This is a genomic window from Mesorhizobium sp. P2_F5, from assembly GCF_056403715.1.
The window spans coordinates 90,298-112,867 of the sequence record NZ_JBFUEY010000020.1; the positions used below are offsets into that span (position 1 = coordinate 90,298).

Annotated in this window: 21 protein-coding genes; 13 read left to right on the plus strand and 8 right to left on the minus strand. The window is 61.9% G+C overall.

The window, feature by feature from the left end; genetic code table 11:
* Positions 1 to 26: 26 nt before the first annotated feature.
* From rpiA to gor, 3 genes are all read left to right on the plus strand, one after another.
* A complete protein-coding gene (rpiA, locus tag AC1DYO_RS24360; protein WP_477267008.1) occupies positions 27 to 758 on the plus strand; it encodes a ribose-5-phosphate isomerase RpiA in 732 nt (243 codons plus the stop codon).
* On the plus strand, positions 745 to 1,362 hold the full coding sequence (locus AC1DYO_RS24365; RefSeq protein WP_477267009.1) for a DUF2059 domain-containing protein: 618 nt from the start codon (positions 745 to 747) through the stop codon (positions 1,360 to 1,362). Before rpiA ends, AC1DYO_RS24365 begins: the two co-directional genes overlap by 14 nt.
* 124 nt (positions 1,363 to 1,486) lie before the next feature.
* Positions 1,487 to 2,878, plus strand: a complete 1,392-nt coding sequence (gor, locus tag AC1DYO_RS24370; RefSeq protein WP_477267010.1) for a glutathione-disulfide reductase — start codon at positions 1,487 to 1,489, stop codon at positions 2,876 to 2,878.
* 65 nt (positions 2,879 to 2,943) lie between these two features.
* Here gor and mgtE read toward each other — a convergent pair whose 3' ends face one another.
* The 3 genes from mgtE to AC1DYO_RS24385 all read right to left on the minus strand — a co-directional run bounded on the left by mgtE (position 2,944) and on the right by AC1DYO_RS24385 (position 6,978).
* A complete protein-coding gene (gene mgtE / locus AC1DYO_RS24375) occupies positions 2,944 to 4,311 on the minus strand; it encodes a magnesium transporter (protein ID WP_477267011.1) in 1,368 nt (455 codons plus the stop codon).
* Between the two features lie 283 nt (positions 4,312 to 4,594).
* A complete protein-coding gene (locus tag AC1DYO_RS24380; protein ID WP_477267012.1) occupies positions 4,595 to 6,487 on the minus strand; it encodes an ABC transporter ATP-binding protein/permease in 1,893 nt (630 codons plus the stop codon).
* 347 nt (positions 6,488 to 6,834) lie between these two features.
* Positions 6,835 to 6,978: a hypothetical protein gene (locus AC1DYO_RS24385; RefSeq protein ID WP_477267013.1), complete on the minus strand. Its 144-nt coding sequence runs from the start codon at positions 6,976 to 6,978 to the stop codon at positions 6,835 to 6,837.
* A gap of 151 nt (positions 6,979 to 7,129) precedes the next feature.
* Between AC1DYO_RS24385 and AC1DYO_RS24390 the strand changes: the two genes are divergently transcribed.
* On the plus strand, positions 7,130 to 7,564 hold the full coding sequence (locus tag AC1DYO_RS24390; RefSeq protein ID WP_477267014.1) for a hypothetical protein: 435 nt from the start codon (positions 7,130 to 7,132) through the stop codon (positions 7,562 to 7,564).
* On the opposite strand, the gene AC1DYO_RS24395 is transcribed toward AC1DYO_RS24390, so the two are convergent.
* The gene (locus tag AC1DYO_RS24395; RefSeq protein ID WP_477267015.1) at positions 7,565 to 8,245 is read right to left on the minus strand and encodes a DsbA family oxidoreductase; all 681 of its coding nucleotides are present in this window, start codon (positions 8,243 to 8,245) and stop codon (positions 7,565 to 7,567) included. It lies immediately after the preceding gene.
* A gap of 99 nt (positions 8,246 to 8,344) precedes the next feature.
* Positions 8,345 to 10,165 (minus strand): extracellular solute-binding protein, encoded by a 1,821-nt coding sequence (locus AC1DYO_RS24400; protein WP_477267016.1) that lies wholly within the window; start codon positions 10,163 to 10,165, stop codon positions 8,345 to 8,347.
* A gap of 260 nt (positions 10,166 to 10,425) precedes the next feature.
* On the opposite strand from AC1DYO_RS24400, the gene AC1DYO_RS24405 reads away from it, so the two are divergent.
* Positions 10,426 to 11,052: an invasion associated locus B family protein gene (locus AC1DYO_RS24405; RefSeq protein ID WP_181056961.1), complete on the plus strand. Its 627-nt coding sequence runs from the start codon at positions 10,426 to 10,428 to the stop codon at positions 11,050 to 11,052.
* A gap of 70 nt (positions 11,053 to 11,122) precedes the next feature.
* Here the strand turns inward: AC1DYO_RS24405 and hspQ are convergent, their stop codons facing one another.
* A complete protein-coding gene (gene hspQ / locus AC1DYO_RS24410; RefSeq protein WP_023668971.1) occupies positions 11,123 to 11,446 on the minus strand; it encodes a heat shock protein HspQ in 324 nt (107 codons plus the stop codon).
* Between the two features lie 316 nt (positions 11,447 to 11,762).
* The gene (locus AC1DYO_RS24415) at positions 11,763 to 12,971 is read right to left on the minus strand and encodes a UbiH/UbiF family hydroxylase (RefSeq protein ID WP_477267017.1); all 1,209 of its coding nucleotides are present in this window, start codon (positions 12,969 to 12,971) and stop codon (positions 11,763 to 11,765) included.
* Positions 12,972 to 13,073: 102 nt separating this feature from the next.
* On the opposite strand from AC1DYO_RS24415, the gene AC1DYO_RS24420 reads away from it, so the two are divergent.
* The 8 genes from AC1DYO_RS24420 to AC1DYO_RS24455 all read left to right on the plus strand — a co-directional run bounded on the left by AC1DYO_RS24420 (position 13,074) and on the right by AC1DYO_RS24455 (position 21,375).
* Entirely contained in the window at positions 13,074 to 13,970 is an 897-nt protein-coding gene (locus AC1DYO_RS24420; protein WP_477267018.1) for a DUF2182 domain-containing protein, read from the plus strand.
* Positions 13,971 to 13,984: 14 nt separating this feature from the next.
* On the plus strand, positions 13,985 to 14,599 hold the full coding sequence (locus AC1DYO_RS24425) for a DUF1326 domain-containing protein (RefSeq protein WP_477267019.1): 615 nt from the start codon (positions 13,985 to 13,987) through the stop codon (positions 14,597 to 14,599).
* Complete coding sequence (pcsA, locus tag AC1DYO_RS24430; RefSeq protein WP_477267020.1) at positions 14,596 to 15,432, plus strand: phosphatidylcholine synthase; 837 nt, start codon at positions 14,596 to 14,598, stop codon at positions 15,430 to 15,432. The genes AC1DYO_RS24425 and pcsA overlap by 4 nt, the downstream gene beginning before the upstream one ends.
* Before the next feature lie 18 nt (positions 15,433 to 15,450).
* Complete coding sequence (locus tag AC1DYO_RS24435; protein WP_477267021.1) at positions 15,451 to 16,428, plus strand: quinone oxidoreductase family protein; 978 nt, start codon at positions 15,451 to 15,453, stop codon at positions 16,426 to 16,428.
* Between the two features lie 210 nt (positions 16,429 to 16,638).
* Entirely contained in the window at positions 16,639 to 18,216 is a 1,578-nt protein-coding gene (locus tag AC1DYO_RS24440; RefSeq protein WP_477267022.1) for an ABC transporter ATP-binding protein, read from the plus strand.
* Entirely contained in the window at positions 18,213 to 19,337 is a 1,125-nt protein-coding gene (locus tag AC1DYO_RS24445) for an ABC transporter permease (RefSeq protein WP_477267023.1), read from the plus strand. Before AC1DYO_RS24440 ends, AC1DYO_RS24445 begins: the two co-directional genes overlap by 4 nt.
* Positions 19,337 to 20,257, plus strand: coding sequence for an ABC transporter permease (locus AC1DYO_RS24450; protein ID WP_181056953.1), 921 nt, complete (start codon positions 19,337 to 19,339; stop codon positions 20,255 to 20,257). Before AC1DYO_RS24445 ends, AC1DYO_RS24450 begins: the two co-directional genes overlap by 1 nt.
* Positions 20,258 to 20,307: 50 nt before the next feature.
* Positions 20,308 to 21,375, plus strand: a complete 1,068-nt coding sequence (locus tag AC1DYO_RS24455) for a BMP family ABC transporter substrate-binding protein (RefSeq protein WP_477267024.1) — start codon at positions 20,308 to 20,310, stop codon at positions 21,373 to 21,375.
* A gap of 45 nt (positions 21,376 to 21,420) precedes the next feature.
* Here the strand turns inward: AC1DYO_RS24455 and AC1DYO_RS24460 are convergent, their stop codons facing one another.
* Positions 21,421 to 22,524, minus strand: coding sequence for an acyltransferase family protein (locus AC1DYO_RS24460; protein ID WP_477267025.1), 1,104 nt, complete (start codon positions 22,522 to 22,524; stop codon positions 21,421 to 21,423).
* Between the last annotated feature and the right edge of the window lie 46 nt (positions 22,525 to 22,570).

Sequence of the window (22,570 nt, forward strand, 5' to 3'; positions counted from 1 at the left end):
AGTCAAGAAAACTCCCCGGGGCGAGCATGGATGCGAGGCAGTTGAAGGTCGAGGCCGCGCGGGCAGCGCTTGCCCATGTCAGCGATGGCATGCGGCTCGGCATCGGCACCGGCACGACGGCCGACGAGTTCGTGCGGCTGCTGGCCGAGAAGGTCGCCACGGGCCTGACCGTCATCGGGGTGCCGACGTCGGAGCGCACCGCAGCCCTTTGCCGCGAACTCGGCGTGCCGCTGTCGACGCTGGAGGAAACGCCCGAGCTCGATCTCACCATCGACGGCGCCGACGAGATCGACCCGGCGCTGACGTTGATCAAGGGCGGCGGCGGCGCATTGCTGCGCGAGAAGATCGTTGCGGCGGCATCGCAGCGCATGATCGTCATTGCCGACCGGTCGAAGATGGTCGAGACGCTTGGCCAGTTTCCACTGCCGATCGAAGTCAATCAATTCGGTCTGCGCGCCACCGAAATCGCGGTTGGAGCAGCGGCCAAAAGTCTCGGCCTTTCCGGCCCGGTTACATTGAGGATGACGGGGAGCCAGCCTTTTGTTACAGACGGCGGCCATTTTATCCTCGATGCATCTTTTGGCCGCATTCCGGATACAAGAGCGCTTTCGAATGCTCTCCATGCCATTCCCGGCGTGGTCGAGCATGGTCTTTTCATCGGGCTGGCGTCAGCGGCCATCATCGCCGGCGGCGACGGCATCCAAACCGTCCATGCCGCCCGAAAACCAGGGAGTTCTACCGATCATGATGTTGCATAACCGGGTTCGCCAATTCTCCGCCATCGTGGCGGCTTCGGCTGTCTTGGCGTTTTCCGCGCCGGCGTTTGCGCAGGATGTCACCGAATCGCATCTGAAGGCGGCGCGCGCCSCCGTCGCCGCCATCCACGCGACCGACCCGTTCGACAACATCCTGCCGCAGGCAGCTGCCGCGCTCGAGCAGCAGCTTATCCAGAAGAATCCCGACATGCAGGAGCTGATCGGCAAGACCGTCAGCGAGAAGGCTCTGGCGCTGGCCGCGCGCCGTGCCGACCTGGAGAAGGAAGCGGCACTCGCCTATGCCAAGGTGTTCTCCGAAAAGGACCTCAACGACATCGCCGCCTTCTACAATTCCGAGGCCGGCAAGAAGCTGCTCGACAGCGGCCCAGCGGTGACGCGCGATTTGGTCAAGGCAGCCGACATCTGGCAGAACGGCCTGGCGCGCGATCTCGCCCAGCAGGTTGGCGAGACGCTGGCAGCCGCAGCGAAGGCCGCTGCTCCGGCCGCACCCGCGCCAGATAACGCAACTGCCCCCGCCGACGGCGCGGCACCTGCCGATGGTGATGCGCCGGCAGACGACACGCAGCCGGAAGCACCGAAGAATTAAAACGTCTCTATTCGCCGCCGGCCCTTGTGCCGCTGGACCAAGAAAGCCCGGTGCAAACCGGGCTTTTCTTTTGGCCTCATGCAGCCTACCTGTCTCAAACATTTCTGAGGCAAGGAGCGGTGGCATGGCCGGTTACGACTACGATCTCTTCGTCATCGGCGGCGGCTCCGGTGGAGTGAGAGCGGCGCGCGTGGCGGCAGCGCTCGGCAAACGCGTCGGCATCGCCGAGGAATACCGCTATGGTGGCACCTGCGTCATCCGTGGCTGCGTGCCAAAAAAGCTCTACGTCTATGCCTCGCAATTTCCCGAGCATTTCGCCGATGCCGCCGGCTATGGCTGGACGGTGCCGGAGGCGAGCTTCGACTGGCCGACGCTGGTCGCCAACAAGGATCGCGAGATCGCCCGGCTGGAAGCGATTTACGAAAAGAACGTCAAAGGCGCCGGCGGCGAGACGTTCCACTCGCGCGCCATGCTGGTCGACCCGCATGTCGTGCATCTCTTAGGCGACGACCGCACCGTCACCGCCGACCAGATCCTGATCGCCACCGGCGGACGGCCGGCGCCGCATCCCGCGCTCCCCGGCCATGAGCATTGCATCTTTTCCAACGAGGTCTTCGACCTCAAGCGACTGCCGAAGGCGATCATGATCGAGGGCGGCGGCTACATCGCCGTCGAATTCGCCAACATCTTCCATGGCTTGGGCGTCGACACCACGCTGGTCTACCGCGGCAAGGAAATCCTGTCGCGCTTCGACATGGATCTGCGGCGCATGCTGCACGAAACCATGGAAAAGAAGGGGATCAAGATCCTCTGCCATGCCGTGTCGGAATGGGTCCGCAAGCGGCCGGACGGCAGGCTGGACGCGCTGGTCACCGGCGGCAAGGTGTTGACGGTCGATCAGGTCATGCTCGCCATCGGCCGCATCCCAAACACCGAGAATATGGGCCTGGAAGGCGTCGGTATCGAGCTCGGCAAGACCGGCGCCATCGTTGTCGATGAGTATTCCCGCACCAACATCGACAACATCTGGGCGATCGGCGACGTCACCAACCGTGTGCAGTTGACGCCGGTGGCGATCCACGAGGCGATGTGCTTCATCGAGACCGCCTTCAAGGGAAATCCGACCGCGCCCGACCACGACACCATCCCGACCGCCGTCTTCTCACAGCCGGAGATCGGCACCGTCGGCCTGTCCGAAGACGATGCCATCAAGCGCTACTCCGACATCGAGATCTACCGCGCCACCTTCCGGCCGATGCGGCATACGCTGTCCGGCCGCGACGAAAAGATGCTGACCAAGCTGGTGGTCGATGGCGCCACGCGAAAAGTGCTTGGCGCGCACATTCTTGGACCGGACGCCGGCGAGATGGCGCAGCTTCTCGGCATTCCGCTGAAGGCAGGCGTCACCAAGGACGAATTCGACCGCACCATGGCCGTCCACCCGACGGCGGCGGAAGAACTGGTCACCATGTACAAGCCGACCTACCGCGTGAAGGACGGCGTGCGGGTCGATTGACGCATGCCGGAACAGCGCTCCACCGCGGCAAGGTTTCTTGCCGCGGTGGAAACAGGGCTACGCTGCTACAGCAGCGTGCCGCGCAGGATGACCAGCGCCACCGAGAAATAGATCACCAGGCCGGTGACATCGACCAGCGTGGCGACGAAGGGTGCTGAGGCACTCGCCGGATCGAAGCCGATCCGTTTCAGCGCGAAGGGCAGCATCGATCCCGACAGCGAACCGAAGGTGACGATGCCAACGAGTGCCGCGCCCACCGTCGTAGCGATCAGCGGCCAATGCGGCCCATAGTCGTAGAAGCCCATATATTGCCAGAGCGCGATGCGGCAGATGCCGACCACGCCAAGCATGGCGCCGAGCACGAGGCCGGTAGGCAGTTCGCGCAGCGCCACCCGCCACCAATCGCGAAGACCGATCTCACGCAATGCCAGCGCGCGAATGACGAGGGAGGTTGCCTGCGATCCGGAATTGCCGCCCGAGCTCATGATCAGCGGGATGAACAAGGTGAGCACGATCGCCTTTTCCAGTTCACCCTCATAGCTTTGCATGGCGTTGGCCGTCAGCATCTCTGAGATGAACAGCGCGCATAGCCAGCCGCCACGCTTCTTGATCATGGCGAGAAAACTCATCTTCATGTAGGGCTCGTCCAGCGCCTCCATGCCGCCGAAACGGTGCACGTCCTCGGTCGTCTCCTCGATCATGGTGTCGATGATGTCGTCGATGGTGACGATGCCGAGGATCTTGCCGTGGTCGACGACGGGAACCGCGAGCAGATCGTACTTGGAGATCGTCTGCGCCAGGGTCTCGCGATCGGTGAGCGGCGTCACCGTCACCGGCGCGCGGTCCGGCGCCACCGACAGGATCGGATCGTCCGGCTCGCCGGTAATCAGCCGGCGCAGGCCGGTCGAGCGCACCAGCACATGCGTGTCCGGATCGACGATGTAGATGGCGTAGACGGTCTCGCGCGTCCGCTCGACCTTGCGGATGTAATCCAGCGTGCGGCCGACGGTCCAATCGGAAGGCACGCTGACGAACTCGGTCGTCATGATCGAGGCGGCACTGCCTTCAGGATAGCCCAGAATGGAAAGCAGCGTTGCCCGCAGCGGCGGCGCCAGACCGCCGAGCAGCTCGGAACGCGCCGGCTCGTCCAGCTCGCGCAAGATATCGGCGGCACGGTCGACCGACATGGCGGTCAGCAGTTTGCATGCCTTGGTGCGCGGCAACGCCTCGGCGAGTTCGGAGGCGCCGTCGAGTTCGGGCTGGTCGAAGATCTCGACCAGCCGCTCGAACGGCACTTCGCAAAGCAGCTCGATCGCGGTCTCGCGAGGTTCCCGGTTCAGGGCCTCGACGACATCGGCGACATGATCATTGGCAAGGATACGGGCGATTGCGACGGCATCGTCGCCCGCTACGACGGGGGAAAATTCGTTCATGGCTCACTCCTTGCCGTCCGGCAGGACGTGAACCGTTCAGGTCACGTCTAGGCGGACGGCGGTTGCGTTCGACTACTGTCGCCAGGCATGGCGCGGTGACCTTTCTGCTCGCGGGTTAGCGCATAATCCTTTCCGAAAATCGGTTTCGATTTTCGGAAAGGATTATGCGCGAGTCAATCGCAGGAACGGCGCAAAACAGCCGGGAACGGGCCCAATCGCGAGACTGTGATCGACCGCCGCCGTTGCCGCACTGTTGCGGCCCGGCAAGAGCTTGGTGTGATTGCTATTTCTGCTTCAGCCGGCGCGAAAAACGCATCCATTTGTCTTCGACCGGTCGCGGCTGCGTAAGGATCGTGGTGAGCTCGCGCGGCAGGTTCGGAACAAGCGGCTTCTTGGTGGCGACACCGTCGGCGATCGCGACCACGCTGTGGTAGAATTCCTCGCCCGAGAGCGAACGTGGCGCCACGGCCTCGTGCATGATGCTGATCACCGTGACGTCGGGACAATTGTCCTTGATCGCCTGGTGGAAAGCGATCTTGCCATCCGGATCGAGCGCGCCGGTCGCTTCGTCGAGGAACAGCAGCCCAGGCTGCTGCAGCACGATGCGGGCCACCACCAGCTTCTGCTTCTGGCCGCCGGAAAGCATCTGATCCCAGATCTTTCCCTCGCGGCTTTCGTCGGCCATGTGTTCGATGAAGTCGCCAAGGCCGGCCTTGTGCAGGGCAGACGCCACCTGCGCATCGCCAAAGTCCTGCTCGGAGCCGGGCAGGCATACCAGCTGCTTCAGCGACACCTGCTGCAACTTGACCTCCTGGGCGGCATAGAAACTCTTCACACCGTCGGGGAAGACGATGGTGCCGCGGCCATAGGGCCACAGGCCATTGATCGCCTTGATCAGTGAAGTCTTGCCGCAGCCGGACTCTCCTTTGAGGAATGTCCACTCGCCGCGCCGGAAGCGTAGATTGGCCGCGCTCAGGAACGGCGTGGCATCTTCGCCCTGATGCGCCAGTTCGAGCTTCTGGATGGTGAGGCCAAAGACCGGGTTCTGGCTGGCGTAATGGAAGTCGGACTGACCGGACTGGCTGTAGAATTCTTGCGGCTGCTGGACATTCTCGATGGCGTTCGCCAATTCGGTGACGCGCTGGCTGTTGGCTCTGAGCGTTGCGATATCGGGCATCACGTGGATGAGCCAGGAACACTGGCCGATCAGCTGATTGATCATCTCGGCGCCGGTCACATAGCCTTTGAGGTCAAGCTTGTTGTGAATAAAGGAGACCAGACCGGGTGCATAAGCGATGATGCGATAGCCTAGGAAATTGTGGACCGCTTCGAAGGCGTTGTAACCGACGGTGACGACGATCAACCGCGCCCAGGTCCGGTCGATGTCGCCGTAGAGCCGGTTGTGCATGGTCTTTTGAACATCTTCCGCACGCGAGGCTGCGACATGAAAACTGCGGCGCAGAAAGGTCGTCAACTCGCTACGATAGCTGCCCTCGGCCTGCTGCAGCCGCACATTCAGTCGTTCCATGGCTTTTCCAAGCCTCACCGCGATCCACGTGTTGATCGGCACGTAGGTGGCGACCGCCAGCAAGGCCAGAACCGAGCTGCCATAGCTGCCGAGGAACTCCAGCCCTTTGACCTCCACCGAGGTTTGAAGCAGGTTCTCGCCGACAAAATAGAGCGAGGTGGCGACGCCGAGCAGGCCCATGGCAAGGCCGATCGCTCCGCCCGTCATGCCTTTGATCGATTCCTGGATACGCTGGTCGATATTGTCCGGCGCGGCGGCTCCGCTGTCTGCCGAACCATGCTGGGCGTGGAAATGGGTATGGTTGCCGTCGAGCAGCGCTTCGTTGAACTGGCCGTTCAGCCAACCACGCCACTTGCGGTGCAAGGTCGCCGATACAAGGCTTCTTGTGCCTGCGATGACGGCATCCTTGAGCACAAAGAGGACGATGACGAGCACCCCGCTGGTCAGCGTCGTCCTGAGCGGCGAAGTGTTGGCGGCGTCATGGTAGAAATTGATCGAGTAGGTCAGTTCTCCGATCATCAGAGCCAACCAGACCCCGGCTTTGCTGAGCAGCGTCGTGAGAACAGCGATGACGATGGTGAGGGTCCAGGCTTCCTTCCACCGGTCCGAGAACCAGTAGGCCCGCATCAGTCCCCAGAAGGTCCGCATCGACGATACTGGCGTCAGGGGCGACGGGCCAGCGGCTGCGTCGCGGTTCCAAAGTGCCGATATTGAACGTCGCGGTCTGTCGACCCGAATCACAATCCCGCCCAAACCTTTTTTAGTTTTGTTACGGATAGTAACACCAATTGATCATTTTCTATTAATTTTATCGCGGCGAATGTGAGGCAGCCCACCTGCCGTTGCTATGAGGCAACAGGTGGTGCGTGGAGATCGCCGTCTCCAGGCCAAATATCCCGTTTTGTTTCAATGTTTTGTGAGAATGTTGAGATGTGCGAAAAGCTTCCCTTGGGGAAGCCGTGGTCACGGTTTCGTGAACCGATCGACCTTGCCGATCAGCCGATTTTCCGACTGCGGGCTGACGGGAACACCGGAAATTTCCCGTCTGTGATCACTTCGGGTTTGCCTGAACCATCCTTTCCCGAAGCCGAGAAGCGCACGGAAATGGTCTTGGCGGCGGCGTCATAGCTGTCGATCATCGCTTCGCCGCTGGTGAGCGGACATGCTCGACCAGGCGCGCTTTTTAGCTCCCGCTCAACAAGATTTGACAATTCATACGCCGCCGGTTGAACCTTGCACGACACTGCCGGCACCCATGCATACCCGGTTCTCCAACGAGGAAGCTCCCCAATGCTTGCACGTGCAGCCGCCCCTGCAATCCTGTCGCTCTTTGCCTTTCTGCCTCTGGCGCATGCTGGCAATCAGACTATTCCCGCGAGCGCCGAGGGCCAAATCGAGTTTAACACTCCCTCGGGCAATATCGGCTGCATCTACACACCCAAGGGTGGCACCAGCACCTACGAGCCGCAGGATGGCGGTCCGGAACTGAGCTGCTCGCGCGTCGAGCCCAGCTACTTCACTGTGATCCTCGGGCCGAACGGGCCGGCGACGTTGATCAAGAATCCGGGCGAGCAGGGTTGCTGCAGCGATGTCGCCAAGCTGGCCTATGGCAACAGCTGGAGCAAAGGGCCGTTTACCTGCCAGTCGTCAACCAAGGGGCTGACCTGCACGGGCAGCAATGGCCATGGCTTCTTTATCAGCAAGGCCAAGGTGACGGTTAAGTAATCAACCAGTCTTTTCCAGTTCGCCCTTGGCCTTGGCGGCGGCGACCTGGCGGATGGCGTCGGCCAAAGTGTCGGCGTCCTGCGCGCCCATGACGGCGTATTTGCCCTCAAGCAGGAAGCACGGCACGCCGGTGATCCCCATCCGCGATGCCGTGGCGATTTCTGTACGCACCGCCTCGACGTCGGCGTCGGTCGGCAACAGTGTTTCGACCACGGCGGCGTCCATGCCGGCCTCGCCGGCGGCTTCGATCAGCACCGCGTGATCGCCGATATTGGCGCCTTCCTCGAAATACAATTGGAACAGCCGGCGCACCAAGCGGTTCTGCACGGCTTCGCCGGCTGCCCCCGCCCAGCGGATAACGCGATGCGCGTCCAGCGTGTTGGCGGCGACCTTGATGGCATCGAAGGCAAAATCGATGCCTTCGGCCTCACCGAGCGGCTCGATGCGCGCATGCATCTGGCGGATACGCTCCTCGCTGCCGAACTTGGCCATCATGTATTCACGCCGGTCTTTGCCCCCGGGTGGAATGGTCGGATCAAGCTGGAACGGCCGCCAGCGCACATGCACCTCGACGTCGCCGGCAGCGGCGATCGCCTTGTCGAGCCGCTTCTGACCGATGAAGCACCAGGGGCAAACGGCGTCCGAGACCACGTCGACGGTAATGGAATTATCTTCGCTCATCTCGATCTCCTGCCGCGAACACTTGCTTGAGCATGATCTCTAGACAAAACGGTTTTCCGTTTGTCCGAGAAAACCGGCAACCACTTTTCGGGATCATGCTCAGTTCGCTTTGCGCCACCAGGTAGGCCATTGATAACCGAATATGGGCGTCTTTTTCGGATGGTCCAGATAATTCCAGTAAGCGAGCCATTGCTGCGCGTTGTACTGCATCGGCACCATGTAGTTGCCGGAGATGAGCAATCGGTCGAGGATGCGCACCGCGGCGACATAGTCTTCCTTGGTCCGCGCCCTCAGCATCGCATCGATCGCAGCGTCCACCGCCGGATCGGCGACGCCGGCGAGATTGAAGGAGCCTTCCCTCTTGGCTTCTGAAGAACCCCAGCGAAAGCTCTGCTCGATACCGGGCGACAGCGAGTTGCTGAAACCGCTCGACCCGATCAGTACCTCGAAATCGAAACGCTGCTTGCGCGATTGGATCTGGTCGGCTTCAAGGCTGCGGATGCTCACCGTGATGCCGATCTTCTCCAGCGTGCGCTGATAAATGGCGGCAAAGCGCTCCTCCTCCTGCGAGGCCGTCAGGATCTCGAAACCGAAGGGGCTTCCCTTGGGGTCCTGCAGCACCCCATCCTTCACGGCATAGCCCTGGCTCTTCAGCAGGTCGAAAGCCACCTTCAGCACCTTGCGGTCCTGGCCCGTGCCATCATTGACCGGCGGTCGCCATGTGCCGTCCATGACATCGGCCGGCACGCGGCCGGGGTAGGGTGCAAGCAGCGCTTTCTCCCTGTCGTCGGCGGGATGGCCGAGCGCGGACAGTTCGGAATTCTGCCAATAGCTCATCGTGCGTGTGTATTTGCCGCCGAACAGGTTCTTGTTGGCCCATTCGAAGTCGTAGAGCATGCCGAGAGCGCGCCGCACCGCCGGATTGGAAAACTTCTCCAGCCTGGTGTTGAACAGGAACCCGGTCACCACAGGTGGGATTCCTGTGTCGAAGGTTTCTGCGATCACTTCGCCCCGGTGGTAGGCGGGAAAATCGATGTCCCGCTCGCGCTTGACCGGATCGCCCTCATCGTAAATAGCGCAGATGCCTTTCTTGAACGCTTCCGTCTTCGCATTGGCGTTGAGGAAATATTCGATGGTGATCTGGTCGTAATTGTCAAAGCCGCGCTTGGAAGGGATGTCCTTGCCCCAGTAATTCGGATTGCGCTTGAACACGATGCGCTGTCCCGGCTGTACTTTTTCGACGATGTAGGGACCGCTGCCGATCACCGGCTTCAGCGTCGTCTTGTCGAAGGTGTCCTTGTCGAAGGCATGCTTCGGGATGATCGGCGTCAGCGCGATGATCAGAGGCGTCTCGCGATTGGCCTTGTCGTTGAAGGTAAAACGCACGCTGTGATCGCCGGTCTTTTCGAGCTTGGCGATCAGGCTCATGCGATCCCTGTAGGGCGGGCGGCCCTTGTCGGTGAAGACATCGTAGGTAAACAGCACGTCCTCCGGCGTCACCGGCTCGCCATCGGACCACTTTGCATTTGGGTTGAGATGGAATTCGATCGACTTGCGCTCGGGATCCATGTCGGCGCTGTCGGCAAGCAGGCCATAGAGGCTGAAGGCCTCATCGTAGTTGCGCATCATCAGCGGCTCGAAGACGAGGTTGCCGTAGTTGAGATCCATCATGCCGCGCGCCGTGGTGCGCAGGCTCTTCAGAATGAACGGGTTCAGATTGTCGAAACTGCCGACGACGCAATAGGTGATGTTGCCGCCCTTTGGCGCGTCGGGATTGACGTAGTCGAAATGGGTGTAGTCGGCCGGCAGTGCCGGATCACCCTGCATGGCGATTGCATGTTTCGGCTCCGACATCGCGGGCTGAAGCGAAAAGGCGAGAAACGAGATCGCGGCGATCAGCCAAACAAGAACGCGGCCCATGACCGTCTCCTTACTGGGCGGCTTGATGATTCGGAGTGCACCCTAGCATGGCGCCGCCGCGCCCCGGCCAGATACGTCGGCCCAAATCGCACGACCCAAATTGCACGGCCAAGAATCGCAGGCGCCGGGCTGGATTCGGCTGCGCATGCGGTGTAACACGCGCTCCGAAGTCATCCTGTTGCCTCAATTCGGCAACAGGTAGCTGGACCACACGGCGCGAGGAAGCCGGTCCCGGGATCATTTGAGAGGAAGTGCACGACATGACGAGCCTGAACAGCAACGCATACCGCCTTTCGGTCATGGCCGCGGGCGTGGTCGGCTTTCTGGGCGCCGGACTTCCCACCGCTTCGGCACAGCAGCAACAGATTCCGCAGGGCTGGTTCAAGGCCTGCACCAAGCAGGAAGATGTCGACATCTGCAATGTCCAGAACATCGTCACCGCCGGCAACGGCCAACTGGTCACCGGCGTCAGCCTGATCGAGCTGAAGGGCAAGGTGAACCGCAAGGTGTTCCAGGTAACGGTCCCGACCGGACGTCTGGTGCCTCCCGGAATCGGCCTGCAGATCGACGCCGGCAAGGCGCAGAAGCTCGACTATGTCATCTGCTTCCCCGACCGGTGTGTGGCTGAAGTGCCGCTGACCGACGCGCTTGTCGCTTCCTTCAAGAAGGGCCAGGCGATCACGCTGACCTCGATCAATTTCCAGAACCAGGCGAACCCGATCAAGGTTGCCCTGACCGGCTTCAGCGGCGCCTATGACGGCCCGGCGCTGCAGCAGTCCGATATCGAAGACCGGCAGAAGAAGCTTCAGGACTTCGTTGCCAAGAACAACCAGGATTTTGCCAAGAAGCTCAAGGACGAGCAGGACAAGGCCAAGGCCGCCAACTGATCTCGAGCGAATTCAAAAATACAAAAAGCGGGGCAATGCCCCGCTTTTTTGTTGACCGCTCAGAACGCGGTCAATGCCTCGACTGGCGTTTCGGCTCGTAGCGTCCATCCGGCCGCTTGTCGAACATCTCGCCGATCTGCGGATGCCGAACCGGCTCGCCCGACTGGTCCTCAAGCAGGTTCTGCTCGGACACGTAAGCAATGTATTCGGTTTCTGAATTCTCGGCGAGCAGATGATAGAACGGCTGGTCCTTGCGCGGCCGTACATCGGCCGGGATCGCCTCGTACCATTCGTCGGTGTTGGCAAATTGCGGATCGACATCGAAAATGATGCCGCGAAATGGAAACAGCCGGTGGCGAACCACCTGTCCGATCGAGAATTTGGCTGTTTTCATCATACTCACCACTAAGCCTGAAGCGCCCGGCGTCCCTTGGAATGCACGGCACGCGCTCTAAGGCTTTGAATTTACACACGCCGTCACCAAAAATCGAGCCCGACTTTAGGGTTGGTATCCGACCCTATTTGGCGCAGACGGTGGTTCAATTCAATGCCGAAGCGCTTGACGCCCGAGGAAGCTACGGGCTAGCCCGGTCTAGAGCATGATGCTGAAAAGTGTGAAGCGGTTTCGGCCGACGCCCCCGGCCAGCGTGCTGATCTGCTTGTCTGTGATCACGGTAACCGGGCTGCTCTACATGATCCAGCATGGCATACTACCGCCGGATTTGTTTTCCTAGGCCAGTAAGCGCCGCAAAGCCGCTGCCCGGCCGCAGCCCCTCGCGCATAAAGAAGGCGCGCAAGGGCGCGAAGCTGCCGAGCACGTTGAGGCCTGCGCTGCGCGCCATCTGCGCCGGCAGCATGTCCGACAGCAGCGACATGTTGAGCAGGTTGACCGCGCCACTGCGCGCCAGAATGTCGGGCCGGCGTCTGAAATCATAGGCGGCGAGCGCCTTGGCCGCACCAGGATCATCGCGATTTTCGCTAGCGATTCCAATCAAATCATCGATATCCCTGATGCCGAGGTTGAGACCTTGGGCGCCGATCGGCGGAAACACATGCGCGGCCTCGCCGACCAGCGCCACACGGTTTTGCGCGAAGCGCCCGGGCGATGCCGCCGACAGCGGGTAGATCTGGCGGCCGGGCTCGACCGACACCCGGCCCAGCATCGACTGTATCTGCTGTTCGATGCGCTCGGAAAGTGTCACGTCGTCGAGTGCGGCAAGGTCTTTTGCCGTTTCCGGTTTCACCACCCAGACAAGGCTGGAGCGGTTGCCGGGCAGCGGCACCTGGGTGAACGGCCCGGTTTCGGTGTGGAATTCGGTCGAGGTGAAGCCGTGTTCGCTGCGATGGCTGAAGTTCAGCACCAGCGCCGCCTGCGGATAGGATCGCACGGAGGCCGCGATGCCCGCCGCCTCACGCGCCGGCGACAGGCGCCCATCCGCGGCAACCGCAAGCGAAGCGGACACTTCGCGGCCATCCGCCAGAACGGCACGCGCCTCGTCGGCGTCCAGACGCCAGCTCTCGACCATCACCTTCAGCCATTCGATATCGGGATTCGCAGCGACGGCCCTGGCCAGCGCCGGGTTGAGCGCGCTGTTGGGCAAATTGAGCCCGAACTGCTCTTCGCCGATCTCCGTCGCGCGAAAAGTGACCACCGGGCTGCGGATCAGCCGGCTGGTGGCGTCGACAATGCGCATGACCTTCAGCGGTGCAGCCTTCGGCGCGAGTTCAGCCAGCACGCCCAGCCGATCGAGAATCCTGAGGGCAGGGTTCATCAGCGCCGTGGTCCGGCCATCGGGGCCGCCAGCCTCGGGTCCGACGAGCGTTACGGGAAACCCCGCCTCGGCAAAACCGAGCGCCGCGATCAGCCCGGCAGGGCCGCTGCCGGCAACCAGTATCCGTGCTGTCTCGCGATGATCCAAATTGGACTTCCAGTTTGCGATGCAGGTCCATCCTGTCTATCCATGGATATAGGTCAGACCATGCGGCTTGATCAACGCGGCGATTAGGCTCATTCGATTGCCATGACCGGTGAGCCGGACGACTTCAGCCATCTCGACCGCGCCGGCCGCGCCACGGCAAGCCTTGTCCGCAATCCTCGCCTAGCGGTCAACATCGCCACCGCCGGCAGCATTCTGCTCGCCTGGTTCATTCTCGGCGCCATGGCAATCCGAGGCGCTGAAAGCCGGCTTCCCGGCGCCGGCGTCCCGGGCGATGTGGTCCTGCGATACCTGCCGCAGCTGCCGCTGCCGGATTTTCTCGACCGATTCTTCGGCTTGTGCCTGACACCCGCACCGCTCGACGCCGGCAGCGGCGCACAATTTCTGGCGCTGATCGCGATGTGGTTCCTGATGGCCGTGGCGACGATGCTGCCGTCGGCAGCGCCGATGATCCGCACCTATTGCGAGATCGCAGACACGGCCCGCATCAAGGGCGAACCGGTGGCCCACCCGCTCATCCTGGCGGCAGGCTACCTCTGCACATGGCTCGTCGCCTCGGCCGGTTTCGCAACGCTTACGCTGGCCGTCCGCACATTTGCATCGTCGGGGCGATTGCTTGATCCGGTGACCGGCTTTGCCGCGGCTGTCGCTTTGCTGGTGGCCGGCCTCTACCAGTTCAGCAGCCTCAAACAGGCCTGCCTGACAAAATGCAGGAATCCCTTCGCTACCCTGTTTTCCAACCGGAGCGCCGAGCCCAGTCGCATTTTCCGGCTCGGGCTGGAGCAAGGGCTGTGGTGCCTCGGCTGTTGCTGGGCGCTGATGCTTGTGATGTTTGCCGTCGGCACAATGAATGTGTTCTGGATGGCGCTGATCGGCCTGTTCACCCTGATCGAAAAACAGACCACCGGCAGGGTTCCTACCCGGGTGGCCGGTGCGATACTGCTTGTCTGGGCAGTCGCCCTGCTAGTAGTCTCGGCATGACAGGGGAGAATTCAATGGCAGAGCAAGGCTGGGCAATGAAAGGAGAGCTCGCACTCTCCTGCAATTGCACGGTTTTTTGCCCTTGCGTGCTGTCGCTTGGCAGCCATCCGCCAACCGAGGGTTATTGCCAGACCTGGGCAGGGTTCCGCATCGATGCCGGCCATTTCGGTGAGGTCGACCTGTCTGGCCTCAACCTCGGGCTGGTCATGGAAATCCCTGGCTATATGAGCCGCGGCAACTGGACCGCCGGCTTGTTCATCGACAAGCGCGCCTCCGTTTATGCGGTGAAGGCGTTGACCAGGATCTTCACCGGCAAGGCCGGTGGAACCACATCGTTGCTCTCCATCCTTGTCGGCAAGTTCCTTGGCGTCGAACAGGTGCCGATCACCTACGAGACGCGTGACAAGACCCGCATTTTCCAGATACCGAAGATCATCGACGGGGCGGTGACACCGATTCCCGGCAAGGATCGCGAGAAGGATACCGTGATCAGCAACTCGGAATACTGGATCGCGCCGGAGATCATCGTGGCCAGGTCCGACAAGAGCAAAATGCGGGCTTTCGGCCGCAACTGGAATTTCGCCGGCCGCTCGGCCGAAATCTGCAAGCTGGATTGGCGGGGCCCGTGAGCAAGAACACAAGGGCCAGGCAAATCGCCGAGAAGATCACCGATCGGATTCCGCGCCCGAAGAAGAAGGTCACCTGGCCGCAGGCGCGTGCGTTCTCGGTCCACCTGTTGACCGCGTCGGGTTCGTTCCTGGCCTTCCTGTCGCTGGTGGCGGCAAGCGAGGAACGCTGGACGGCAATGTTCTGGTGGCTGGGCCTGGCGCTGTTCGTCGACGGCATCGACGGCCCGATCGCCCGAAAGCTCGAGGTCAAGGAGATCCTGCCGACCTGGTCGGGCGAACTCCTCGACAACATCATCGACTATGTCACCTACGTGCTGATCCCCGCCTTCGCGCTCTACCAGCGCGGCTTCATGGGCGAGCGCCTGTCGTTCCTGTCGGCGGCCATCATCGTTGTCTCCAGCGCCATCTACTATGCCGACACCGGCATGAAGACGAAGGAGAACTTCTTCAAAGGGTTTCCGGTGGTCTGGAACATGGTGGTGTTCACGCTGTTCGTCATTGAGCCGGGACAGTGGGTGTCCTTTGGCGTCGTCGTCGCGGCAGGCATCCTCACTTTCGTGCCGATCAACTTCATCCACCCCGTGCGGGTGGTGCGGCTGCGACCGCTCAATCTCGGCATGACGCTGCTTTGGTGCGCTTTCGGTGCGCTCGCCTTGGCACAGGCGGCGCTTGCCGCTTTCTACGACCAGATCGGCGTTCTCGGCGAACAGGTCAGCATCTTCACCAAGGTCGGGATCACCGTCACCGGGCTTTACCTCGCCTGCATCGGCGGTATCATGCAGTTCTTCCCCAAGCTCGGCGCCAAGCCGCCGACTGACAGCAAGAAAGCCTGACCGCAGGAAAGCCCAGAAATGTCCAAAGCGATCCGTATCCACGCCCATGGCGGTCCGGAAGTCCTGACCTATGAGGATGCCGATCCGGGGCAACCCGGCGCAGGGCAGATCCTGGTCAGGCACACGGCGATCGGCCTCAATTTCATCGATGTCTATCATCGCACCGGCCTCTATCCGCCGCCCGGCGGTTTCCCGTTGATCCCCGGCGGCGAAGCGGCTGGCGTCGTGATGGCGGTCGGCACTGGTGTCGACTGGCTGAAGCCGGGTGACCGCATCGCCTATGCGGTCAATGTCGGCGCCTATGCCGAACAACGCGTCGTCGCCGCCGACCGCGTGGTCAAGGTGCCGAACGGCATCAGCGACGAGCAGGCCGCCGGCATGATGCTGAAAGGCATGACGGCGGAGTATCTCCTGCGTCGTACCTTCAAGGTGAAAGCGGGAGACACCATCCTGTTCCACGCCGCCGCCGGTGGCGTCGGGCTGATCCTGGGACAATGGGCGAAACATCTCGGCGCGACCGTCATCGGCACGGCCAGCTCAACCGACAAGATCGAACTCGCCAAGGCGCATGGCTTCGACCACGTCATCAACTACAGGGAGCAGGACTTCGTCGCCGGCGTCGCCGCCATCACCGGCGGCAAAAAATGCGACGTCGTCTACGATTCGGTCGGCAACGACACATTCCCGGCCTCGCTCGACTGCCTGAAGCCGCTCGGCATGTTCGTCTCCTTCGGTCAGTCTTCTGGGCCGATCCCGCCATTTTCGATGTCGCTCCTGGCGCAGAAGGGCTCGCTGTTCGTCACCCGGCCGACGCTGTTCGTCTACAACGCAAAACGCGAGGACCTCGAAATTTCGGCCGCGGCACTCTTTGACCTGGTGCTGAGCGGCGCGGTCGAGATCAAGATCAACCAGCGCTATGCGCTGAAGGACGCCGGCAAGGCGCAAGCCGATCTCGAAGGGCGCAAGACGACGGGCACGACCATACTGGTTCCCTGACTTGCCTTGCTTTTCAGCGCTTTGCCGTGGCGGCAAGCACAGTCTGCATGAAAAATCGGCCGGCTACTTTCTTGCGCGAAACAGGCTTATCTTTAGCCCTTGAGTTTCCGCTGAAATTCTTGAAGCTCTTTCAAGGTGGGTGCTGCTTTCGCACGAGAGCAGCCAGCGCATACCATGCTGGCGGGAACACAGAACATGTCCGGAAACCGGATGGGAGGCACTGTGAGTGCAGATCATGATGGAGCGAACCTGCTTGAGGTTCGTGGCCTGACCAAGATATTCGGCACGTTGACTGCGTGCGATCATATCGACCTTAACATCGCCAAAGGCGAGATCCACGCGCTGCTCGGCGAAAACGGCGCCGGCAAGTCGACGCTGGTCAAGATGCTGTTCGGCTCGCTGGAGCCCAATTCCGGCGAGATATTCTGGAACGGCGAGGCGGTGCGCATCACCAGTCCTGGCATGGCGAAGAAGCTCGGCATCGGCATGGTGTTCCAGCACTTCTCGCTGTTCGAGGCGCTGACCGCGGCCGAGAACATTGCTCTGTCGCTGGATGACGGCTCGCCGATCAGCTCGATCGCCGCCAAGGCGAGGGCGCTCTCCTTCAGCTACGGCCTGCCGCTCGATCCGGACTCGCTGGTTGGCGATCTCTCGGTCGGCGAACGCCAGCGCATCGAGATCATCCGCTGCCTCTTACAGACGCCGCAGCTCATCATCCTTGACGAGCCGACCTCGGTGCTGACGCCGCAGGAAGCCGACAAGCTGTTCGAGACGCTGGAGCGCCTGCGTTCGGAGGGGAAATCCATCCTCTACATTTCGCACCGGCTGGAAGAGGTCAAACGCATCTGCGACCGCGCCACCGTACTGCGCCATGGCAAGGTGGTCGGCCACTGTAATCCTCGCGAGGAAACCGCTTCGTCGCTGGCCCGCATGATGGTCGGCAACGAGGTGAAGGCCGTGGTGCGCGCTCCCGCCGAAGGCATCGAGAGCGCCGCGCCGCTGCTTGACATCCGCGCGCTCAGCCGCAAGCCGGCAACGCCGTTCTCGATCCCGCTGAAGAACATCAACCTCACTGTGCGCGCCGGCGAGGTGATCGGCATTGCCGGTGTCGCCGGCAACGGCCAGGGTGAGTTCTTCGAATCTGTCTCCGGCGAGGTGCTGCAGCAGGACGCTGCGTCCGTGCGCATCCGCGGCAAGGATGCCGGCGCGCTCTCAATCACCGGCCGGCGGCTGATGGGTGCTGCCTTCGTGCCGGAAGAACGTCTCGGCCACGGTGCGGCGCCACGCATGAAGTTGTCGGAAAATCTGCTCCTGTCGCGCCATGCCACTGACGGCAAGGTTTTTGTCGGCACCGGCGGCGCAGTCAAAAGCGCTGCGGTCTATGCCGCCGCCCAACGCATCATTGTGGCGATGGATGTGCGCAAGAGCGCGCCCGATCCGGAGGCCGCAGCCCTGTCCGGCGGCAATCTGCAGAAATTCATCGTCGGCCGTGAGCTCGACCGCAGCCCAGCTGTCATGGTCGTCAACCAGCCGACCTGGGGCGTCGATGCCGGTGCCGCCGCCCATATCCGCCAGGCCCTGATCGAGCTGGCGCGCAGCGGCTCGGCGGTTCTGGTCATCAGCCAGGACCTCGACGAACTGTTCGAAATCTCGGACGCGATCGCGGTCATGCACAATGGCGAATTGTCGAAACCGCTGCCGATCGCCGACGCCACCTTCGAAAAGATCGGCCTGTTGATGGGCGGCGCCGAGCCCGGCCACGCCGAACACGTTCTGGAGACCGCATGATGCGCCTCGAACTCGTCAAACGCCCGCAGCGCTCAATGCTGTTTTCAGCGCTGTCGCCCTTCATCGCCTTCGCCCTGACGATCATCGCCGGCGCGGTTCTGTTCGCGCTGCTCGGCGTCAACCCGTTGAATGCATTCGAAATCTACTTCATCGAGCCCATCAGCCAGGTTTGGCAGCTGCATGAGCTGGCGATTAAGGCCGCGCCCTTGATCCTGATCGCAGTTGGCCTGTCGGTCTGTTACAAGGCCAACATCTGGAACATCGGTGCCGAAGGTCAGTTCATTCTCGGTGGCATTTTCGGCTCGGCCATTCCGGTGCTGTTCCCTGGGTTCGAAGGCCCGCTGGTGCTGCCGCTGATGCTTTTGTTCGGCATGGTTGGCGGCGCCGCCTACGCAGCAATCCCGGCCTTGCTGAAGACACGCTTCGGCACCAACGAGATCCTGACCAGCCTGATGCTGGTCTATGTCGCCCAGCTCTTCCTCGACTGGCTGGTGCGCGGCCCCTGGCGCGATCCGCAGGGCCACGGTTTCCCGCAGACCATCCAATTCAACGACTCGGCCGTTCTGCCAGAACTGATGCCGGATGCCGGCCGCGCCAACTGGGGTTTTGTCTTCGCGCTGATTGCCGCCGTGCTGATCTGGGTGCTGATGAGCCGCCTGCTCAAGGGTTTTGAGGTTCGCGTGCTCGGCTCCAGCCCAAGGGCAGGGCGCTTCGCCGGCTTCGGCCTCAACCGTATGGTGTTTTTCGCCTTCTTGCTGTCAGGCGCACTGGCCGGGCTTGCCGGCATCTCGGAGGTCTCCGGCGCCATCGGCCAGCTGCAGCCGGTCATTTCGCCCGGCTACGGCTTCACCGCCATCATCGTCGCCTTCCTCGGCCGGCTTAATCCGCTCGGCATCGTTGCCGCCGGCCTGGTGCTGGCGCTGACCTATCTCGGCGGCGAGGCGGTGCAGAGCGCGCTCGGCATCTCCGACAAGGTAGCGCGTGTGTTCCAGGGCATGCTTTTGTTCTTCGTGCTCGGCTGCGACACCCTCATCCACTATCGCATTCGCCTGGTCGGCGTTGCGCTGGCAAACGGCGCGGCGAAACTCAACGCTGCGCCAAAGCTGAAGGAAGCCCGCTGATGGACATCACCGTCAACATCCTTTTGACCATCGCCACGGCGGCGACGCCGCTACTGATCGCGGCCATCGGCGAACTGGTCGTCGAACGCTCCGGCGTGCTCAATCTCGGCGTCGAAGGCATGATGATCATGGGCGCCGTCGGCGGTTTCGGCGCCGGCTATCTCACGGGATCGCCCTGGATCGGCCTGCTCGCGGCAATCGCCATGGGCGCGGTGTTCTCGCTGCTGTTTGCTGTCATGACGCTGTCGCTCGCCACCAACCAGGTGGCGACCGGCCTGTCGCTGACACTGCTTGGCCTCGGCCTGTCCGGCATGATGGGCACCAGCTTTGTCGGCCAGCCCGGCGAAAGGCTGCCAAATCTCTACATTCCAGTGCTGACCGATATTCCGGTGGTTGGCCGGCTGCTGTTCGGCCAGGATCCGATCTTCTACATCTCGATCGCGCTCACCGCGGCGGTCATGTGGTTCCTGTTCAAGACCCGAACCGGGCTCACGCTGCGCTCGATCGGCGACAGCCACACATCGGCGCACGCGCTTGGCATCAAGGTCATCCGCTACCGCTATCTCTCGGTCATTTTTGGGGGCGCCTGCGCGGGACTTGCTGGCGGCCACCTGTCGCTAGTCTATACCCCGCAATGGGTGGAGAACATGAGTGCCGGGCGCGGCTGGATCGCGCTGGCGCTGGTGGTCTTCGCCTCTTGGCGGCCATGGCGGGTGCTGGCCGGCGCCTACATTTTCGGCGCGGTCTGGATCGGCCAGCTTCATGCACAGGCTTTTGGCATTCCGGTGCCTTCGCAACTGCTTTCTTCTCTGCCCTATCTGGCAACCGTCGTGGTTCTCGTTCTAATCTCGCGCAACAAGCGTCTGACGATGATGAACACGCCGGCTTCCTTGGGGCAGCCATTCGTTCCGGATCGTTGACAACAAAAACAAACGGGAAGCTCCAAGGCTAAACTCAGAGAGGTAACACAATGAAAAAACTGCTTATTGCGTTGATGACCACGACCGCCGCCATGTCACTGGCGGCGTCGGCGCAGGCCGCCGACAAGCTGAAGGCGTGTTGGGTCTACACCGGCCCGATCGGCGATTTCGGCTATTCCTATCAGCACGACCAGGGCCGTCTCGAGGTGGAGAAGGCGCTCGGCGACAAGGTCGAGACCGCTTATCTCGAAAACGTCTCGGAAGGCCCCGACGCCGACCGCGCTTTCGAGCGCTTGGCGCGCGAAGGCTGCAAGATCATCTTCGGCACCTCTTTCGGCTTCATGGATCCGGAAGTGAAGGTCGCCAAGAAATTCCCGAAGGTGATGTTCGAGCACGCCACCGGCTACAAGACCGGTGACAATCTCGGCATCTACAATGCGCGCTTCTACGAAGGCCGCTATGTACTCGGCCAGATCGCCGCCAAGGAATCGAAGGCAGGGGTCGCCGGCTACATCGTTTCCTTCCCGATCCCCGAAGTGGTGATGGGCATCAACTCCTTCATGCTAGGCGCGCAGTCGGTCAACCCGAACTTCAAGGCCAAGATCGTCTGGGTGAATTCCTGGTTCGACCCCGGCAAGGAAGCCGACGCCGCCAAGGCGCTGTTCGACCAGGGCGCCGACATCGTCGTCCAGCACACGGATTCCACCGCAGCGCTGCAGGTGGCCGAGGAGCGCAAGCTGCACGGCTTCGGCCAGTCCTCGGACATGATCAAGTTCGCGCCGAACGCGCAGTTGACCTCGCTCACCGACGAATGGGGTCCGTATTACATCAGCCGCGTCCAGGCGGCGCTGGACGGCACCTGGAAGCCGGACAATGTCTGGCTGGGCATCAAGGACGGCGCCGTCAAGCTGGCGCCCTTCACCAACATGCCGGACGATGTGAAGGCGATGGCCGAGGCAACCGCCAAGAAGATCGCCGATGGCTGGAACCCCTTCACCGGTCCGGTCGCCAAGCAGGACGGTACGCCGTGGCTTAAGGACGGCGAAGTCGCCGACGACGGCACGCTGCTCGGCATGAATTTTTATGTGAAGGGCGTCGACGACAAGTTGCCGCAATAAGCAACGGAAAACGCGAAACAAAAAGGGCGCCTCATGGCGCCCTTTTCATTCTGCGACTTGCGCCCCGGAGGTACCACGAAACCGCGCGAGTGCGGCATCAATGGCGCGGCCGATCCATGCCTTGGCCCAGCGCTGGGTTGGCCGTTCGAAATACCGCCAGATCGCCCAGGAAATCAGAACCATGAGAGCAACGCAGCCCAGGGCTGCAACCCATTTACCGGCCAACGGTGCGGCGGCATTGATGGCGATATAGCCGATTTTCTGGTGCAGGAGATAAAGCGGGTAGGTCAATCCGCCCAGCGCCAGCGTCAGTGCGGACGGCACGACATAGCTGCGCAGCAGGATCGCGCCGATCAGCAGGGAATGCATGACGATGTTGGCAACGACCAGATGCGGTTGCGAAACGGCAGTGCCGTATTCGTTCAACATCCACAGCTGGGTCACCGACAGCGTGCTGCAGGACAGAAGGAAGGCGGCACCAAGCAGCAGCAGAGCCGGCAGCGAACGACCATATGCATGGATGTGGTGGACGAGCACGCCGGCGGCGAAGAACGGACCGAACTCGGTGATGAACAGCAGCCTCGCCGCGCGGCTTTCGATGAAGAACTCGTTCGACGCCGAGATCACCAGCCAGATGAAGATCAGCCCAAGCTTCCATTTCTGGAAAACGCCGCCGATGAGAGCCAGCGTCACCCATCCGTAGAAGACCAGTTCGAGCAGAATCGACCAGTAGACGCCGTCCATGAAGGGTTGGCCGAGCGCCGGCGCAAACATCGACAGATTGGCGGCGTACTGGCCGAGAGAAGCTGAAAACAGCGGTGCGCCGAAAGCCGCGATAATGACGAAGGTGATTGTCATGCACAGGAGGTAGCCGGGGTAGAGCCGCACGAAACGCGCAATGGCAAACTCTTGCCAGAAGCGGCCTTCCGCCGACCAGGCGATGACGAAACCGCTGATCAGGAAGAACAGATTGACGCCGAGATAGCCGTAGAGCGCAACCGGCGCAACGCTCGGATAGCCCTGGGCCAGAGCGCCCTCGGCAGCCGCGCCGCGAAAGAAGTAATGGAAGAACACCACAGCCAGCGCCGCCGCGAACCTCAACAGGTCAAGCGTCGCGATGTAATCCTGCCGGGCAGGTTTTGCGTCCATGGAAGTCTCAGTGTTTACGGCCCGGAAACCATAACGCGGACCGCGA

Excerpts from the sequence above, each read along its gene's own strand:
- rpiA (WP_477267008.1), top strand. The coding sequence starts at position 27 with ATGGATGCGAGGCAGTTGAAGGTCGAGGCCGCGCGGGCAGCGCTTGCC.
- gor (WP_477267010.1), top strand. The coding sequence starts at position 1,487 with ATGGCCGGTTACGACTACGATCTCTTCGTCATCGGCGGCGGCTCCGGT.
- mgtE (WP_477267011.1), bottom strand. The coding sequence starts at position 4,311 with ATGAACGAATTTTCCCCCGTCGTAGCGGGCGACGATGCCGTCGCAATC.
- AC1DYO_RS24380 (WP_477267012.1), bottom strand. The coding sequence starts at position 6,487 with ATGCGGACCTTCTGGGGACTGATGCGGGCCTACTGGTTCTCGGACCGG.
- AC1DYO_RS24385 (WP_477267013.1), bottom strand. The coding sequence starts at position 6,978 with ATGATCGACAGCTATGACGCCGCCGCCAAGACCATTTCCGTGCGCTTC.
- AC1DYO_RS24390 (WP_477267014.1), top strand. The coding sequence starts at position 7,130 with ATGCTTGCACGTGCAGCCGCCCCTGCAATCCTGTCGCTCTTTGCCTTT.
- AC1DYO_RS24395 (WP_477267015.1), bottom strand. The coding sequence starts at position 8,245 with ATGAGCGAAGATAATTCCATTACCGTCGACGTGGTCTCGGACGCCGTT.
- AC1DYO_RS24400 (WP_477267016.1), bottom strand. The coding sequence starts at position 10,165 with ATGGGCCGCGTTCTTGTTTGGCTGATCGCCGCGATCTCGTTTCTCGCC.
- AC1DYO_RS24405 (WP_181056961.1), top strand. The coding sequence starts at position 10,426 with ATGACGAGCCTGAACAGCAACGCATACCGCCTTTCGGTCATGGCCGCG.
- hspQ (WP_023668971.1), bottom strand. The coding sequence starts at position 11,446 with ATGAAAACAGCCAAATTCTCGATCGGACAGGTGGTTCGCCACCGGCTG.
- AC1DYO_RS24420 (WP_477267018.1), top strand. The coding sequence starts at position 13,074 with ATGACCGGTGAGCCGGACGACTTCAGCCATCTCGACCGCGCCGGCCGC.
- AC1DYO_RS24425 (WP_477267019.1), top strand. The coding sequence starts at position 13,985 with ATGGCAGAGCAAGGCTGGGCAATGAAAGGAGAGCTCGCACTCTCCTGC.
- AC1DYO_RS24435 (WP_477267021.1), top strand. The coding sequence starts at position 15,451 with ATGTCCAAAGCGATCCGTATCCACGCCCATGGCGGTCCGGAAGTCCTG.
- AC1DYO_RS24440 (WP_477267022.1), top strand. The coding sequence starts at position 16,639 with ATGGGAGGCACTGTGAGTGCAGATCATGATGGAGCGAACCTGCTTGAG.
- AC1DYO_RS24445 (WP_477267023.1), top strand. The coding sequence starts at position 18,213 with ATGATGCGCCTCGAACTCGTCAAACGCCCGCAGCGCTCAATGCTGTTT.
- AC1DYO_RS24450 (WP_181056953.1), top strand. The coding sequence starts at position 19,337 with ATGGACATCACCGTCAACATCCTTTTGACCATCGCCACGGCGGCGACG.
- AC1DYO_RS24455 (WP_477267024.1), top strand. The coding sequence starts at position 20,308 with ATGAAAAAACTGCTTATTGCGTTGATGACCACGACCGCCGCCATGTCA.
- AC1DYO_RS24460 (WP_477267025.1), bottom strand. The coding sequence starts at position 22,524 with ATGGACGCAAAACCTGCCCGGCAGGATTACATCGCGACGCTTGACCTG.